The sequence below is a fragment of the Isoptericola sp. AK164 genome, from assembly GCF_029643425.1.
Lineage (GTDB): Bacteria > Actinomycetota > Actinomycetes > Actinomycetales > Cellulomonadaceae > Isoptericola > Isoptericola haloaureus.
This window is the reverse complement of the sequence record NZ_CP119106.1, coordinates 77,358-93,125: the sequence shown is the minus strand read 5'-3', so window position 1 is coordinate 93,125 and position 15,768 is coordinate 77,358. Positions and strand designations below refer to the sequence as shown.

Below are 15,768 nucleotides of genomic sequence, written 5' to 3'. Positions count from 1 at the left end.
CCACCGCGCCGCGAACGACCCCGCTCGTCGCCGTCCTGCCCGGACGCGCGTCGAGCGGGGTCGCTCGGTGTCCGGCACCCGGCGGACGATCGCTAAGTTAACATGAGTTCACCTGTGCGCTATCGTGGGCCGCATGGCCCTCGACGACGAAGTGGGACTCTCCAAGGCGGACCGGCGCCACGCGCTCGACGCGATCGAGACGACGGCGCTGCGCGAGTCGGCCAACTGGTTCCAGCTCCTGGCCGGCACGTCGAACGTCGTCATGCAGCTCGCGGCACGACCCGTGGGCCACGGCGTGAAGGACAGCACGGTCGACGAGGGCAACTTGTTCCTCAACCCCGCGCGCCGACGCCGCACGACGATCGGCTACATCGCGGTGGCGATGTTCGGCGACGCGGAGGAACGCGCGGCCTACCGCCGCGCCACGAACCGTTCGCACGCCCAGGTGCGCTCGCCCGAGGGTGCCGAGGTGACCTACGACGCGTTCGACCCGGCGCTGCAGCTCTGGGTCGCCGCGTGCCTGTACAAGGGCGCGGAGCACGCCTACCAGCGGGTGCACGGCCCCCTGACCGGTGACTTCGCGGAGCGGTTCTACCGCCAGGGCATGGTGTTCGGGACCACCCTGCAGCTCCCGGCCGAGGCGTGGCCCGCGACCCGCGAGGACTTCGACGCGTACTGGACCGCCTCGCTCGACGAGCTCGAGATGGACGACGCGACGCGGCAGTACCTGATGCGCGTCGTCCACCTGGAGTACCTCGACCGCGAGATCCCGCCGTGGCTGATGCGGTGGCGCGTACGCCTGGTCACCGGCTACCTGGAGCCGCGCTTCCGCGAGCTGATGCACCTCGAGTGGTCCCCCGACGACGAGGTGAGGTTCGCGCGGTTCAACCGGCGCATGACGCGCTTCATGCGCCTCGCCCCGCGCCGGCTGCGTGAACGGCCGTTCACCCGGAGCCTGCGTGACGTGCGGCGGAGGCTCGCCACCGGCACGTCGCTGTTCTGACCCGGTTCCGGCTCGGTCCGACCCACATCGTCCGGGACGCGTCGAGCGTCTCTGTTCCTCAGGAATCACCGCTGGATTCCTGAGGAACAGAGACGCTCGACGGGGTCAGGGCAGGCGGCCCTCCGGGATCACTCCTCGGGTGCCCAGTGGTCCGGCGACTCGGCCGGCACCTGCCCGCGGGTACGGTGCAGGGCGACCCAGCGTTCGCCGTCGGCCACCACCACGTCACCGGCGACGAACACCCGCGACTCCGTCCAGACCGCCGTGCCGTCGGCGGTCTCGACGATCTCCTGCCACGGGCCGTTCGCGTGCTCGCCCGGACGCTTCGCCTCGGACTCCCGCAGGGCCTCCCACAGCGATCCGTCCAGACCCACCAGGTCACCCGCCTCGTAGCGGGTGCCGGCGTCCCAGCACGGCAGCCCGGAGTCGCCCTTCGTCCACGTCCACGAGTCCGGGTTCTTCGTCGGCGAGGGCTTGTCCGTCAGGACGTAGCCGGGCAACGGCGTCGCCACGACCTTCACCCCACCGTCGCCCTTGCGGGTCTCGACGTACTCGACGCCCTCGACGACGGGCAAGGGAGCACCCGTGACGTTGGCCGGACCGCACTCGTCGGTCCAGGTCGGACGCTCCGGCGTCACCTCCACCGGCGGCGTGACGACCGCCGCCCAGGACAGCATCGGCGACTGGTTGTTCGTCGCCCGCAGCCGGATCGTCACCGGCCCGTCCTCGGCCAGCTCGACGTCGTGGCTCAGCAGCTCGGTCGGGTTGCCCGTGTCGAGGGTGAACGACCCGACCTCGTGGCTCTCGCCGTCGTAGTCGAGGAACACGTCGGCGCTGCGGGACCAGGCCGCCCACCAGGTGTGCGACTCGGCCACGATCGTGTGCGACCCGGCCGGGAGGGTGATGGTGTACGACACCTCGGCCCCGACCTGGTTGCTGGTGTACATCCCCGTGGTGGACGTCTTGGAGTAGTCGCCCGCGACGATGCCCTTGTAGTTGATCGCGCGGTTGCCGCCGGCGTTCTGCCCCCAGTGGCCCCAGTCGGCCCCGTCGGTGCGGACCTGGTCGGGCGACTCGTTGAGCAGCCCCCCGACGAGACCGTCGATCGCGAGGTACGACGGCGAGTCGTACCCGAGGGTCCCGTCCGCGGTGCCGTTGACGTCGGCGAACGCCACGGTCCCGGTCGGGACGACCTCGACCCGTGCCTGCGTGGTCGCGACCCCGTAGGAGCCGGGCACCAGGACGGTGGCCCACTCGTCGTCGAAGGAGACGGAGTCCAGGTCCCAGGTGATCGGGACCTCCCGCGTGGTGCCGTCGGCGAGCTCGGCCTCGAGCGTCTCCGGCAGACCCGACGGGGTCTCGCCGACGTAGGTCGCGGTCGAGACCGGCTCGATCCCGACGATCCGCGCCGCGACCGGCGCGGAGGCGGCCCGGAGCCGGTCGACGAGCTGGTCGGCGCCGTGGCCCGTGAGCCGGTAGGCCCCCGGGTCCGCGACGGCCGCCCGGGCGTCGGCCACGTTGCGCTGCAGCACGGCCCAGTCGGTGTCCGTGAAGTCGTCGGTGCGCTCCACGGCCTCGGCCGCAGCCACCGCCTCGGCGAGCGCCGCGGCGTCCGTCGCCCCCGACGCCGGGGAGGAGATCACGCCGACGGCGTCGACCAGGAGGGTCCCCGAGGTGACCGTCAGGGTGACGGTGTGCTCGCCCCACGGCAGTCCCCGCAGCTCGAACGCCTGCTGGAAGTGCCCGGCGTCCCGCGTCGCGGCGTTGACCGCCACGGGCTCCCCGTCGACGGTGACGTCGAGGCGGGCGGAGCCGTCGTTCGGCCCCAGCACGTCCAGGCCGGAGCCGGTGAAGGTGTACGTCAGCGACGCGCCCTCGCCCTGGCTGGTCGAGGTGGACCGCATGTACTCGTACATGGAGCCGCCGTTCGCGTGCCGCCACTCGCCGCCGTAGACGAGCTCCGTGGCGGGCGGGTCGGCCAGGTCGTTCGTCTCGAGGCCGTCGAGGTACTCGCCGTAGTGCGGCACCTCGTCGTCGACGCGCTCGACGGTCAGGTCGTCGAACTGCGTCCAGTGGAACCCGCTGGCCAGGTCGACCCAGCCGGACAGCACCGGGGACGGGTCGGTCCAGGAGAACACCTCGTCGCCGTCGATCCAGCCGGTGATCTCGTCGCCCGCGGCCCGGACCGACAGCTCGTGCCACGCCGCGGCGTCGAACCCGTCGAGGCTGCCCGACTCCAGCACCGTGCCGTACCGCACGAGCTGCCAGGTGCCGTCGGACACGAGCTTGAGCGCGTACGGCGTCCCGTTCAGGTTGTTCGAGCTGCCGCCCCCGCTGGAACGGGCGCCGAGCACCGCGTAGTTGTCGCTCGCGGCGGCCCGCTCGAAGCGGACGTCGACGGTGGCCCGGTAGTTCGTCCACCGGCGGTCGCCGACGGCGGTGATCGGGTCGCCGCCGTTCCACGCGCCGCCGACGCCGGTGCCCTCCCGGTCGACCTGCTGGCGCAGCACCCGCTCGCCGTCGTCGGCCAGGAACGCCTCGAAGGAACCGTTGCGGTCCCAGGTGTACAGCGGGATCGCGCCGGTGTCGCCGCCGCGGGAGGCGGTGAAGTCCTCGGTCTCGTCGGTCAGCGTGCCTTCGACCCCGACGACCGGCACGGTCTTGCCGGTGTAGTCGAAGTCGTCGGACCAGAGCACGCCCTCCTCGGGACGCGCGTCGAGCACGGTGCGCTCGCCCTCGACCGGCAGCGGCGTGGTCCAGCCCGCGTCACCGGTGACGTCGAGCGACGTCACCGTGGCGATGGAGAACGGCGCGACGGTGAGGGTGTACGCGCCGTCGAGGTCGGCCGTCAGGTCGGCGACGTGCTGCTTGTAGCGGGAGTCGAACGCCTCGCCGTCCTCGGCGGCCCGGGTCTCCCAGACGGCGAGCGTCGGGTCGGCGCCGAGGTCGAGGTTCTCCGGCGTGATCCGGTAGGCGCGCGGGAACTCCGAGTCGTTGACCAGCACGGTGGAGAAGTCCGACGCGTCCGGGGCGGCCAGGGTCAGATAGTTCGGACCGCCGTTGCGGCCGTTCACCGGGTTGGTGCCCGACGCGGTCGTGGTGCTCGCCTCGGGCACGGCGCGCCAGACGCCCGCGGTGTTGTCGGCGTTCTCCCACCCGGTGACCGCGAAGCTCGAGAAGTGCTGCAGCACGGCCAGGCCGGCGTCGTAGTGCATCCACCCCGACCACGGGTCGCGGGCGCTGACGAGCTCCTTGAAGGAGTACTGCCCGCCCTCGTAGAACGAGCCGATGGCCGGCTGGTACACGAAGTGCGTGCGCCGCGAGTTCACAAACCCCTTGACGATCGTGTTCGCCATCTCCAGCGAGCTGCCGGTGCCGCCGATGCCGGTGCCCTCGGAGGTCGGGTCGGCGACGTTGTTGTTCTGGCGGAAGGAGGAGTTGCTGAAGGTCGCCTGCGCCTCGGAGTTCCAGATCTCGGTGTCGAACTCCTCCGCGAGCCGCGTGAAGTGCCCGCCGCCGTCGTCGTTGGTGTTGTAGTGGAAGCCCGCGACGTCGACGGCCTCGCGCAGCGCGGCGTCGGCGACCATCTCGTCGCCGAAGGTGCCGGTGCCGACCTCGTCGGAGATGACGACCTGGATCTGGTGGAACAGCTCCGCCTCGCCGTCCCGGAAGCCGGCGAGCCCGGCGTCGTCGCTGACGTAGCCCGTGCTGTCGGTGCGCACGCGCTCGGCGTACTCCTTCGTCCAGCCCAGGTCGGCGGCGTGCTCGTTCACCCCCGGGTTCACGTAGTCGACCATGTACCCGTACTCGCGGTACGCGGCCAGGATCGTGTTCTTGTACCAGTCGTAGATCTTGTCGTTCGTGTCCGCCCAGGGCACGGCGTTCCAGCGCAGGATCGACACCTGGACGTCCGGGTTCACGGCGATCGCGTCGGCGGCCAGCTGGAAGCCGGGGTGCCGCCGCACGTTGGCGGGCTCGTCGGGGGTCCGCATCGTGGCGACGTCGGAGCCGGTGGAGTTGTTGCGGTCGTCGCCCATCTCGATCTTCACGTGGCGCATGACCGGGTGGTCGCCACCGAAGAGGATCCGCAGCATCTCGGCGTACTTCTCGGGGTGCTCCGACTTGTAGTCGAGCAGGACGGCGCTGGTGGAGTTGGCGCTGAGGACGCCGAAGCCCTTGAAGGTCAGGCCGTGGACGTTGTCGGCGGCGACGTCGGCGCCGTCGACGGTGATGTCGGTGGTCACGGCGGGCACGGCGTGCGCGGCCTCGTCGATCGTCTCCTCGGCGTCCCCGGCGGCGACGGCGAACCAGCTCAGCGAGGGTGCCTCGCCGGCGGTCCGGGTGTACGCGAGCCGGACGTCGGTGGCACCGGCGGGGATCTCGAACGCGTCGGTCTCGAGCAGCCGGCTCTCGGTGCCGGCCGGGGTGCTCAGCGTGGCCTCGTCGAGGGTGGTGCTCTGCTCGGCCCCGTCGACCGTGTACGTGATCACGGGCGTGATGCCGCGCAGGCGGTCCTGACCACCCGTGTAGAACTCGAAGAAGCCGCTGGACAGCGTGTACGTCCCCGGGTCGAGGTCCAGGCGGAAGGTGATCGCGTCGCCGTTGGTGCGCGCGCCGAGCTCGTACTTGTCGTAGGCGGCGAGCGTGTCGACGTCGTACGGGTCGGGGTCACCGCCGGTGACGGAGATCTTGTAGTTGTCCTGGGCGTCCGAGGTCCAGCCCCAGGTCGTCTCGCCGTCGACGAACTCCTGGTCGGGCACGTCGTTCACGAGCGTGCCGTCGTCCAGGGTGGTCACGGCGCTGAACGCGCGCGACGGCGTCGGCCCGGTCGAGTAGGGACGGTCCTGGGAGTCGCCGTTCCGGCCCGCGTCGACGAAGTAGACCAGCGGGTTCTCGGCCGGTGCCAGCACCTCGACCTGCGCGGTCACGGTGCCGCCGTCGACGGTGCCGGTCACCGGCACGGTCGTGTACGGCACGGCGAACGTGTCGGCGTCGATCTCCCAGGTCACCGGGTGGTCCGTGGTGCCGTCGCTCAGCGTCGCGGGCAGCGAGGTGCCGGCGACCGTGCCGGCGCCGAGGTGGGCGGCGGCATCGACGGTCTCGGGCAGCTCGGCGGCCGCGCTCGGCAGAGCCGTCGCGGTGAGCGTGGCGGCCAGCAGGCTGCTCGTGAGCAGACCCGACACGGCGGCGCGTGACGCGCGTGGTCGTCTCATGGGTCGTTCCTTCCCCGTTGAAGTCCCGGCACCGCGAGCCACGTCGTCGAGGGCCGCGGTGCCGCTCGTGCGCCACTCCTGGTATGATCGTTATTGATCGTTTGAGGTCGTCGGTGCGCACTCCACGAGTGAGATTAGGGGCGCTCCCGGCAACTGTCCACGGATCACACGGGGGTGATCAGAACCGATCACGGCGCGGGCTCGTCTCCCTCGCTGCCCGGTCGTGGCACCCTGACCTCCAGCACCGTGCGCGCCGGCCGGCGCCGTCGATCGAGGAGGACGTGTGAGCTCCGGGCCCGAACACCGCTCCACGCTCCCGGCGGAGCGCCGCGCACACCTGCTCGCGGCGCTGGAACGCGACGGCGTCGTCCGCGTCGCCGACCTGACCGCCGAGCTCGACGTCACCGCGGTGACGATCCGCCGGGACATCGGCCAGCTCGAGAGCGAGGGGCTGCTGCGGCGCGTGCACGGCGGCGCGGTGGCGGTGGGCACCCCGGGGGCACCGGCGGGCCGGGCGCCCGGACCGCCGGCAGCCCCGGGCACCGGGCCCGCGCCGTCGGCGACGCCGTCGGACACCCCCGGCGCGGTCGGCCCGGCCTCGAGCACGGGGACGATCGGTGTCCTCGTGCCCTCGCTCGACTACTACTGGCCCGGGGTCGTGCGCGGCATGGAGGTCGAGGCCCGCCGCCACGGCCTGCGGATCGTCCTGCGCGGGTCCTCCTACGACACGACGGACGAACGCCCCACGCTGGAGCGGCTGGCCCGGTCGGTGGCGGCCGACGCCCTGATCGTGGCCCCGCGGACCGACGCCGGCCACGGCGCCGAGGCCGCGCGGTGGCTGGTCGACAGCGGGCTGCCGCACGTCCTCGTCGAGCGCGAGGCCGCCCTGGCCCCGCACCGGGAGGCCCTGGAGTCGGTCGTCTCCGACCACGCCCTCGGCGCCCTGATGGCGGTGCACCACCTGGCCGACCTCGGCCACCGCCGCGTCGGCCTCGTGCTGTCGCGCCAGTCCCCCACGTCCCGGAAGGTGGCCGCGGGGTGGCGTGCGGCCTGCGCCGAGCTCGGGCTGACCACCGACGAGCACTTCGAACGCCTCGCCCCCGACCGCCGCACCCCGGAGTTCGCGGGCGTCGTCGACGAGGTCGTCGAGACCGTCGTGGCCTCCGGCACGACGGCGCTGCTGGTGCACTCGGACCCGGAGGCCTCGGCCGTGGTGCAGCGCGCCGTGGACCACGGTCTCTCCGTCCCGGGCGACCTGTCCGTCGCCTCCTACGACGACGAGGTGGCCGAGCTGTTCAGCCCGGCCCTGACGGCGGTCCGGCCGCCGCGGGCCTGGGTGGGCCGCGCCGCCGTCGACCTGGTGGCACGCCGCCTGGCCGACCCCGCCCGGCCCGTGCACCGCGTGGCCATCAGCCCGCAGCTCATCGTGCGGGAGTCGACGGGTCCGGCGCCGTCGTGAGGCGTCCGCGCAACGCGTCCAGCCGGTCCATCACCGCGGCGGCGTCCACGTCCAACGGCTCGCTCGCCAGGTAGGCGGCCCGCAGCACCTCCACCTGGTCGCGCAGCGCCGCGCGCACACCCGGTCGCCGGGCCGCGCCCTCGAGCCGGTCGAGCAGCCGGAGCAGCGCGTCGAGCGCGACGGGCGCTCCCAGCCCGTAGGTGCGCAGGGCGGTGACGACCGACCGGACGAGCTCCTCCGCCGTCGGCCACGGCACGACCAGGCGCACCGTGCCCTCAGCGTCGGCACGGCCGCGCGGCGCCGGGGAGCGGGAGACGACGCGGACGAGCGCGGTCCCGAGCGCGTCCAGCGCGGAGGCGGCCGTGTAGGGGTCGTTGGTCCCCGGCGACAGGGCGCGCACCGCCATCTCGGTGAGGTCCTGCACCGCGAAGGCGACGTCCTGGTGCGGGGTGCGAGCCGGCCCGAGGACGACGGCGGAGCGGACGGCCTCGGTGAGGTCGTCGACGTCGCCGCGCACCCGCGCGAGGGGCTCCCCCTCGACCAGGTGGTCACCGGGGCCGACGACGAGCTCGATCAGGCCGTCGCAGGCGCGCGCCCGCCGCACGAGGGCCGCGAGGTCGACGTGCTCGACGTACCCGGTGCTCCGCGCGCGCACCTGCGGCTCCCCCGCCGACTCGGCGACAGCGTGCACCGGGTGGTCCGCCGGCACCTGGTGGTCGGCCGGCTCGGCCGGGAACACCGTGTCCACCGCCGTCTCCAGCTCCTGCCGCACCCGCTGCTCCAGCGTCGTGACCTGCACCGACTGGGCGATGTGGTGGATGAAGAACACCAGCACGGCGACGTTGACCACCGCCAGCACGATCGCCGCGTGGATCGCCAGCGTCGGCACCGGCTCCCCGGACTCGTCCGGGTGGATGTCGCCCAGCACCACCAGCGCGTAGAGGAAGGTGCCCGTGAAGGCCGCCAGGACCGCCTGGTTGGCGCGGTCGGCCATGAAGTTGCGCACCAGCCGCGGCCCGTACACCGACGACGTCGTCGCCATCACGGAGATCGTGATCGAGAACGACGTCGCGGCGACGGTCAGGACCGACCCCGAGATCGCCGTGAGCACCGCCCTGCTCCCGGCCGCGCTGAGGGTGTCGAGCATCGGCACGTCGGTGACCCCGGCCTCGGCCAGGACGCGGTCCACGGCGACGAGGCTCTTGGCGGCGACCAGGGCGACGACGCCCAGGACGGTCGGCAGGAACCAGAACGACTCCCGGGCGCGGGTGAACCAGGCGGCGATCATGGGCACACGGTACGGCGGGCACGACGACGGGGCACGGCGTCGTGACCCGCCGTGCCCCGTCATCGTGGACGAACCCTCGGGCTCAGTCCACGCCGGCGTCCGCTGACCGGGGCCGGGCCGAGGGCGTACCGTCGAGAGTGTCGACGACGGACCCCACCCGAGGAGGCGCACCCGTGCAGATCACCATCGAGCAGGGCGACATCACCACCGTCGAGGTCGACGCGATCGTCAACGCCGCCAACTCCTCGCTGCTGGGCGGCGGCGGGGTGGACGGCGCGATCCACGCGGCGGCCGGGCCGCGGCTGCTGGAGGCCTGCCGCGCGCTGCGCCGCTCCACGCTCCCCGACGGCCTCGGGGTGGGCGACGCCGTCGTGACTCCCGGCTTCGACCTGCCGGCCGACTGGGTCGTGCACACCGTCGGGCCCAACCGTCACCAGGGCGAGACCGACCCGGAGCTGCTCGCCTCGTGCTTCCGCACGTCGCTCGGGCTGGCCGCCGACGCCAAGTCCCGCACCCTCGCGTTCCCGGCCGTCAGCGCCGGCGTCTACGGCTGGGACGCCGACGAGGTCGCGCGGATCGCTGTCGACACCGTCCGCGCCTGGGACGACGAGAACCCGGCGGCGCTGGACGAGGTGCGGTTCGTGCTGTTCAGCCAGGACGTCCGCGAGGCGTTCGCCCGCACCGCGGAAGGCTGAGCCCTCGCTGGAGCGGGCGAGGCGTGCCGACTCTGGCGCATCGTCCCCGCCCAGTCCTCCATAAAACTGCAGGTCAGCGGCACGCCGACGCCCCATCCCGCACATCCGCCCCGGATGCGGCACAGTGGCCGCAGAAGGTTGCGCCGGGCTGCGGACGGCGCGAAGGAGGACGGGGGACGCGTGCACGAGACGGTGATCACCGGACTGGGGGCCGTGACCCCCGTCGGCCTGAGCACCAAGGAGACGTGGCACGCGCTGACGGCCGGGTCCTCCGGCGTCGACCGGTTGACGCAGGACTGGGCGCAGGACATCCCGGTGCGCATCGCCGCGGAGGTCGACGACGCCTTCGCGGATCCCCTCGGTACCGCCCTGCGGCGCCGGACGGACCGCAGCGAGCAGCTCGCCGTCGTCGCGGCCCGCCAGGCGTGGGAGCACGCCGGCTTTCCCGAGGTCGAGCCCGAACGGCTCGGGGTGGCCGTCGGCACGGCCAACGGCGGCTTCGGGACCACCGTCTCCCAGCAGGACCTGTTCCGCACCGGCGGGCACCGCCGGGTCAGCCCGCACGCGATCACGATGGTGATGCCGAACGGCCCTGCCGCCTGGACCTCGATCGACCTCGGCGCCCGGGCCGGTGCGCGGGCGCCCGTGAGCGCCTGCGCGGCCGGGGTCGAGGCGATCCTCACCGCCCGGTCGATGATCCGGTCCGGGGACGCCGACGTCGTCGTCTGCGGCGGGGTCGAGTCCAGCATCGTCGACCTGTGCCTGTCCGGCTTCGCCCGGGCACGGGCGATGTCGACCCGCAACGAGGCCCCGCAGCAGGCGTCCCGCCCGTTCGACCAGGGCCGGGACGGGTTCGTCATGGGCGAGGGGTGCGTCGTGCTCGTGCTGGAGTCCGAGCGGCACGCGCGGGCCCGCGGGGCACCGGTGCTCGGAGCCGTCACCGGCGGCGCCCTGACCTCCGACGCCCACGACATCGTCGGCGGCGAGCCGGGGAACCAGGCCCGCACGATCGGGATGGCGCTGCGGTCGGCGGATCTGGACCCGGGCGACGTCGGCCTCGTGCACGCCCACGCCACCTCCACGCCGTCGGGCGACCTCAACGAGGCGCGCGCCCTGGGCCGCGTGTTCGGCACCCCGCCACCGGTGGTGGCCACGAAGGCCTCGACCGGTCACCTCTTGGGCGCCTCGGGTGCGCTCGGGGCGCTGGTCGCCCTGCTCGCGATGCGTGACGGCGCCGTGCCCCCGACCCTCAACCTCGAGGAGCCCGACCCGCAGATCGACCTGGACGTGGTGACCGCGCTGCGGCCGACGACGGCGCGGCACGCCCTGGTCGACGCCTTCGGGTTCGGCGGGCACAGCGCCTCGCTCGTGGTGTCGGCGCCGTAGGGCAGGCTGGGGCCATGACGCAGCCCGACCGTCCCGCGCCCCGGTGCTTCGGCGACGACGACCCGCTCTACGCCGCGTACCACGACACCGAGTGGGGCCACCCGGTGCACGGGGAGGCGGCCCTGCTCGAGCGCATCGCGCTGGAGGGCTTCCAGTCGGGGCTGTCGTGGCTGACGATCCTGCGCAAGCGCGAGGCGTTCCGCGAGGTGTTCCGCGGGTTCGAGCCGCCGGCCGTGGCCGCGATGACGCCCGACGACGTCGAGCGGCTGATGGACGACGCCCGGATCGTGCGCAACCGCGCCAAGATCGAGGCGACCGTGGCCAACGGGCGCGCCGTCGTCGCACTGCACTCCGCGGGACGGACGCTCGACGAGCTGTTCTGGTCCTTCGCCCCGCCGCCGCGCGACCGGCGGCCGGCGTCCCCCTCCGAGGTCCCGGCCACCACCCCGGAGTCGACGGCGCTGGCCAGGGCGCTGAAGTCCGAGGGGTTCCGGTTCTTCGGGCCGACGACGGCGTACGCTGCGATGCAGGCGTGCGGCCTGGTCGACGACCACCTGGCCACGTGCCCCGTCGTCACCGGTCAGGACGTCGCGTCCGGCCGTTAGGGCTCGACGTCCGCCGGTGACACCTCGTGCCCCGGGCGCCCGGGGGTCCGGCGGTCCTGCTTCATCCGCGCCTCGGCCAGGTGCCGGACGCCTCCGACGAGCTCCTCGCGGGCACGCCGCTCGTGGTCGCGGAACACCTGCCAGTACCCGTCGTCGTAGTCCTCGACGATCTGGAAGGTCCACCGGCCCGGCAGCACGTTGCGGCCGACGAGGTCGTCCGCGATCCGCTGCGCGACGTCGTCGTGCCCGGCCTCACGGAGCTGGTCGACGGCGGCGCCGAGCGCCAGGTCCGCCTCGCCCGTGAGCTGGTGGAACGTGTACAGGTGGCCACGGGCGCGCTCGACCGTCTCCAACGCCTCGCTCAGCGCGCCGAGCGCCTCGACCGTGGCGTCGGAGACGCCGGGAGGAGTCGTGTGCTCGCCGTCGGGCAGGTCGGTGTCACCCATCGCTGCATGCTAGGCACGGCGGCGGATGCTCACCCGTCGGAGCGTCGGCCGTCGTCCAGCGCCCGCCGCGTCGCCGCCCAGGCGCCGGTCGACCACAGGGCGAGCGCCACGAGCACCGGCTGGAAGAACAGCCGGCCGAACCGCTTGGCGTCGGTGTCGAGCCCGAACCCGTCCTTGTGCTCGAGCCACTGGGCGACGTTGCCGGGGAAGATCACGACGAAGAACGCCGCGGCGACGAGGCCAACGGCCACCTTCCACCGCGACAGCGCCACGAGCGAGCCGCCGACGACGATCTCCACCACGCCCGAGGCGAGCACGGTGACGTCCTCGTCGACGGGGAACCAGCCCGGCACCTGGGCCTGGAACTCCTCACGGGCGACGGTCAGGTGCGAGACGCCGGCGCCGGCCAGGGTCAGCCCGAGCCAGACCCGGGCGATCGTCCGCGGCAGGGAGGTGGTCGTCGGTTTCGTGAGCTCGGCGAGATCCATGCGCCGATCGTTCCACCGGCACGGCGACGGCGCAGCGCAACGCGCGCTGTCGCTCCCGACCTGGTCGAATGTCGCCATGGACGGATCCGAGGGGCACGAACGGCACCACGACCTGCGCGCGGCGCCGACGGCGCACCCGTCCCAGCGGCCGCACCTGGCCGCCGTCGTCGAGGACGCCTTCTACGACGTCGTGGGACGGATGCTGCGCCGGCTCGGCTGGCGCCCGCGCCTGCTCGTGTACACGGGGTACGGCACGCCGGAGAAGGTGCGGGTGATGGCGCGCGTGCTGCTCGCTCCCGCCGGCGCGGCGCGGCGGGACGACCGTCGTCCGCTGCGACGCGGGTTCCGGCACTTCCTCACGGTCCCGGCACCCGACAGCCCGGTCCGGGTCCGCGTCGGCACGCACGAGGTCGACGCCGTCACCGACCGGTCGGGGTACATCGACCTCGAGCTCACGCTGCCGGAGGGGGACACGCTGCCGGCCGGGCGTCAGGAGGCGGTGCTGACGAGCCTGGAGTCGCCGGAGGCGCCCTCGCTCCCGGCGCCGCTGCTCGTGCTCGACGGCGCGACACGCTTCGGCGTCGTCAGCGACATCGACGACACCACCCTGGTGACCGGTGTCCCCCGCCCGCTGCTGGCCACCTGGAACACGTTCGTGCGCCGGGCCGGGTCCCGCCGGGCGGTGCCGGGGATGGCGGCCCTGTACCGCACGCTGGAGGAGGCGCACCCGGACGCCGGGTTCTTCTACGTCTCCAACGGGGCGTGGAACACGGCCGCGGCCCTGCGGGCCTTCCTGGCCCGCAGCGGCTACCCGGCCGGCCCGCTGCTGCTGACCGACTGGGGGCCGACCCTGACGGGATGGTTCCGCAGCGGCCCGCAGCACAAGCGGGCGAGCATCGACCTGCTCATGTCCTGGTTCCCGCACGTGCGGTGGCTGCTGGTGGGCGACGACGGGCAGCACGACCCGGAGATCTACGCCGACGCCGTGCAGCGCTGGCCGGACCGGGTGTGCGCGGTCGCGATCCGGCAGGTCGCGCACCCGGGCGGGAGCGACGCCGGGAGCGACGCCGCGCACGAGGGCGCGGGCCACGGACAACCAGGGACGGGGCCGACGACGGCGGACCCGGCCGGCGGCGGGGAGCCCGGTACGCCGGTGGTCCGGGGCCGCGACGGTGCCGTGCTGGCCGAGCGGCTGGGGCGCCTGCCCGGGGTGCTGGACGGGTAGCCGACCCGGCAGGGCCCCGGCGGGGCCCCTGGAGGTCAGGCGTCGAGCTCCTGGCCGCTCATCGCGTGGATCGACGCCATGACCTCGTCGGTCAGCTCGCGGCGCGCCTGCGCCGGTCGCATGCCGGCGGGGAGCTGGCGCTGCGGCATGATCGGCGAGCCGAAGTCGACCTGGATCCCGCGGTAGGGGCGGGGCAGCCGCTTGCCGACCGGCTGGACCTTGTCGGTCCCCTTCAGCGCCACGGGCACGATCGGCGCGGGGCCGGCGAGCGCCAGCCACGCCACCCCGGTGTGCCCCTTCTGCAGCCGCCCGTCGCGGGACCGCGTGCCCTCGGGGTAGATGCCGAAGGCGTCCCCGCGCTGCAGCACCTGGAGCGCGTCCTGCAGGGACCGCTGCCCGGCCCGGGGATCCTCCCGGTCGACGGGGATGTGCCCCATGGTGGTGAAGAACCACCGCGAGAGCCGGCCCTTGAGCCCGTGGCCGGTCCAGTACTCGGCCTTGGCGATGAAGGTGACGTGCCGCGGGGTCACCAGCGGGATGATGATCGAGTCGAGGAACGACAGGTGGTTGCTCGCGAGGATGACCGGCCCGCGCCGCGGCAGGTTGTGCAGTCCGTTGACCTGGGGCCGCAGGAACACGTACACCAGGAGCGACAGGATGAGCTTCAGGACGCGGTAGGTCACCGGACCATTGTGCCCGAGGGACTCCCCGCGCCCCTCGGCGCCGACCTCGCGGCGCGGCGTCAGGGCAGGCTGACGAGGTAGTCCTCGGTCTCGTCGTCCCAGGCCAGCCGCACCGCGCCCGCGGCCTCGGCACCCTTGCAGAACTGCAGGAACCCGCGGTAGCCGAGCGCCTTCTCCGAGAAGTCGGGGCGCTGCTTGCGCAGCAGGTTCTTCAGGCCGGACAGCGGCGTGCTGCCCCCGGTCTCGCCGACGACGACGCGCAGCAGGTCGAAGGCGTGCGCGCTGTCCGGCTGGGCCGGCAGCTCGACGACGGGGTCGCCGGTCGACGGACCGTCGGAGAGGACGACGAAGTCGCGGTCGGCGAGGTACCGCAGGAACTCGGTGAACGTCCGGAACCCGTAGTCGGACTCGCTGAACGTCGGCTCCTTGCGCACCAGGGTGCGCTTGAGCTGGGAGGCCGTCACCGACCCGGACGAGGAGGCCTGCAGCCCGGCGAGCGTCTGGGCGACCTTGACCTCCATGGTCGCCGGCTCGACGGCGGGGGCGTCGTCCTCGTCGACCTCGGGTGCCGGAGCGGGCTCGGGCTCGACGGCGGGTTCGGGCGCCGGCTCCGGGGTCGGCTCGGTCTTCTTCCGGCGGCTCTTCGCGGCCGACGACGGGGCCTCGGCGGTCTCGGTGGCCCCGGACGACGCCGTGCCGCGGCGTCCCCCGCCGCCACGCGTCGTCGAGCCCCCGGAGCGCTTGCCCGGGGACTTCTTGCGGGAGGTCTGCTCGGTCTCGTCGGGGACGTCGACGCCCTCGAGCCGGTCGTAGAAGAGGAACTCGTCGCAGGCCCCCGGCAGCAGGCGGGAGGTGGACTTCTCGACCCCGACGCCGATGACGTTCTTGTCGAGCTCGCGCAGCTTGGTGACCAGCGGCGAGAAGTCGGAGTCGCCGGTGCACATGACGAACGTGGTGATGTAGTCGCGCTCGAACGCCATCTCGATGGCGTCGACGACCATCTTGATGTCGGCGGCGTTCTTGCGCGAGGCGCCCATGCGCTGCGGCATCTCGATGAGCTCGACCTGGTGGCGGGTCAGCATCCGCCGGTCCTCGTCGAAGTACGACCAGTCGGCGTACGCCCGGCGGGTGACCACCCGGCCACGCACCGCGAGGGCGTCCGCGATCGGACCGAAGTCGAACTGCATCCCACCCAGGTGCTCCCGGGCGCCGAGCGCCAGGTTCTCGTAGTCGAGGAAGACGGCCAGGCGCTCTTCACGTTCCATGGCCCCCACCCT

At 73.4% G+C, this 15,768-nt stretch carries 12 protein-coding genes; 6 read left to right on the top strand and 6 right to left on the bottom strand.

Annotation, left to right across the window (positions count from 1 at the left end):
• The first annotated feature begins 133 nt into the window (after positions 1–133).
• The gene (locus PO879_RS00440; RefSeq protein WP_278235979.1) at positions 134–1,003 is read left to right on the top strand and encodes an oxygenase MpaB family protein; all 870 of its coding nucleotides are present in this window, start codon (positions 134–136) and stop codon (positions 1,001–1,003) included.
• 128 nt (positions 1,004–1,131) lie between these two features.
• Here PO879_RS00440 and PO879_RS00435 read toward each other — a convergent pair whose 3' ends face one another.
• Positions 1,132–6,216, bottom strand: coding sequence for an Ig-like domain-containing protein (locus PO879_RS00435; RefSeq protein WP_278235978.1), 5,085 nt, complete (start codon positions 6,214–6,216; stop codon positions 1,132–1,134).
• A 283-nt stretch (positions 6,217–6,499) separates the two neighbouring features.
• Here PO879_RS00435 and PO879_RS00430 point away from each other — a divergent pair, with 283 nt between their 5' ends.
• Entirely contained in the window at positions 6,500–7,675 is a 1,176-nt protein-coding gene (locus PO879_RS00430) for a substrate-binding domain-containing protein (RefSeq protein ID WP_278235977.1), read from the top strand.
• Here PO879_RS00430 and PO879_RS00425 read toward each other — a convergent pair.
• Positions 7,638–8,963, bottom strand: coding sequence for a DUF2254 domain-containing protein (locus PO879_RS00425; protein ID WP_278235976.1), 1,326 nt, complete (start codon positions 8,961–8,963; stop codon positions 7,638–7,640). The genes PO879_RS00430 and PO879_RS00425 overlap by 38 nt on opposite strands.
• 173 nt (positions 8,964–9,136) lie before the next feature.
• Here PO879_RS00425 and PO879_RS00420 point away from each other — a divergent pair, with 173 nt between their 5' ends.
• The 3 genes from PO879_RS00420 to PO879_RS00410 all read left to right on the top strand — a co-directional run bounded on the left by PO879_RS00420 (position 9,137) and on the right by PO879_RS00410 (position 11,649).
• On the top strand, positions 9,137–9,658 hold the full coding sequence (locus PO879_RS00420) for an O-acetyl-ADP-ribose deacetylase (RefSeq protein ID WP_278235975.1): 522 nt from the start codon (positions 9,137–9,139) through the stop codon (positions 9,656–9,658).
• A 180-nt stretch (positions 9,659–9,838) separates the two neighbouring features.
• Positions 9,839–11,044: a beta-ketoacyl-[acyl-carrier-protein] synthase family protein gene (locus tag PO879_RS00415; RefSeq protein ID WP_278235974.1), complete on the top strand. Its 1,206-nt coding sequence runs from the start codon at positions 9,839–9,841 to the stop codon at positions 11,042–11,044.
• Between the two features lie 14 nt (positions 11,045–11,058).
• Positions 11,059–11,649 carry a DNA-3-methyladenine glycosylase I gene (locus tag PO879_RS00410; protein WP_278235973.1) on the top strand — a complete coding sequence of 197 codons (591 nt, stop codon included), beginning with the start codon at positions 11,059–11,061 and terminating at the stop codon, positions 11,647–11,649.
• Here PO879_RS00410 and PO879_RS00405 read toward each other — a convergent pair.
• Together PO879_RS00405 and PO879_RS00400 are read right to left on the bottom strand one after the other, a co-directional pair.
• Entirely contained in the window at positions 11,646–12,095 is a 450-nt protein-coding gene (locus PO879_RS00405) for a hypothetical protein (protein WP_278235972.1), read from the bottom strand. The two genes, PO879_RS00410 and PO879_RS00405, sit on opposite strands and share 4 nt — an antisense overlap.
• 29 nt (positions 12,096–12,124) lie before the next feature.
• Entirely contained in the window at positions 12,125–12,583 is a 459-nt protein-coding gene (locus tag PO879_RS00400; RefSeq protein WP_278235971.1) for a hypothetical protein, read from the bottom strand.
• Between the two features lie 76 nt (positions 12,584–12,659).
• Here PO879_RS00400 and PO879_RS00395 point away from each other — a divergent pair, with 76 nt between their 5' ends.
• Positions 12,660–13,808, top strand: a complete 1,149-nt coding sequence (locus tag PO879_RS00395; RefSeq protein WP_278235970.1) for a phosphatase domain-containing protein — start codon at positions 12,660–12,662, stop codon at positions 13,806–13,808.
• 35 nt (positions 13,809–13,843) lie between these two features.
• Here PO879_RS00395 and PO879_RS00390 read toward each other — a convergent pair whose 3' ends face one another.
• Positions 13,844–14,491: a lysophospholipid acyltransferase family protein gene (locus PO879_RS00390; protein WP_278235969.1), complete on the bottom strand. Its 648-nt coding sequence runs from the start codon at positions 14,489–14,491 to the stop codon at positions 13,844–13,846.
• 59 nt (positions 14,492–14,550) lie between these two features.
• Entirely contained in the window at positions 14,551–15,756 is a 1,206-nt protein-coding gene (locus tag PO879_RS00385) for an NYN domain-containing protein (protein ID WP_278235968.1), read from the bottom strand.
• Positions 15,757–15,768 lie beyond the last annotated feature (12 nt).

Coding starts and splice junctions, on each gene's coding strand:
- PO879_RS00410 (WP_278235973.1), top strand. CDS start 11,059: ATGACGCAGCCCGACCGTCCCGCGCCCCGGTGCTTCGGCGACGACGAC.
- PO879_RS00425 (WP_278235976.1), bottom strand. CDS start 8,963: ATGATCGCCGCCTGGTTCACCCGCGCCCGGGAGTCGTTCTGGTTCCTG.
- PO879_RS00440 (WP_278235979.1), top strand. CDS start 134: ATGGCCCTCGACGACGAAGTGGGACTCTCCAAGGCGGACCGGCGCCAC.
- PO879_RS00400 (WP_278235971.1), bottom strand. CDS start 12,583: ATGGATCTCGCCGAGCTCACGAAACCGACGACCACCTCCCTGCCGCGG.
- PO879_RS00405 (WP_278235972.1), bottom strand. CDS start 12,095: ATGGGTGACACCGACCTGCCCGACGGCGAGCACACGACTCCTCCCGGC.
- PO879_RS00385 (WP_278235968.1), bottom strand. CDS start 15,756: ATGGAACGTGAAGAGCGCCTGGCCGTCTTCCTCGACTACGAGAACCTG.
- PO879_RS00435 (WP_278235978.1), bottom strand. CDS start 6,216: ATGAGACGACCACGCGCGTCACGCGCCGCCGTGTCGGGTCTGCTCACG.
- PO879_RS00395 (WP_278235970.1), top strand. CDS start 12,660: ATGGACGGATCCGAGGGGCACGAACGGCACCACGACCTGCGCGCGGCG.